The organism is Xenorhabdus yunnanensis (genome assembly GCF_028598805.1).
Lineage (GTDB): Bacteria > Pseudomonadota > Gammaproteobacteria > Enterobacterales > Enterobacteriaceae > Xenorhabdus > Xenorhabdus yunnanensis.
The window spans coordinates 1-223 of sequence record NZ_JAQRFI010000353.1; the positions used below are offsets into that span (position 1 = coordinate 1).

Annotated in this window: 1 pseudogene; it reads right to left on the reverse strand. The window is 51.1% G+C overall.

What is annotated here, in order from left to right:
• Positions 1–223 (reverse strand): annotated as a pseudogene (tuf, locus tag PSI23_RS23805) (elongation factor Tu); the annotation flags it as partial.

Genomic DNA, 223 nt, shown 5'->3' on the forward strand with positions numbered 1-223 from the left:
GCAGGAATGGCTTGTCAATGTCACGCTCTGGTTCTGGGATGTAAGAATCCAGCGCTTCTGCCAGTTCAATGATCTTCGCTTCCCACTCTGCTTCGCCTTCCAGCGCTTTCAAAGCAGAACCACGGATGATTGGCGTATCGTCGCCTGGGAAATCGTACTGAGACAGCAGCTCACGTACTTCCATTTCTACCAGTTCCAGCAGCTCTTCATCATCAACCATGTC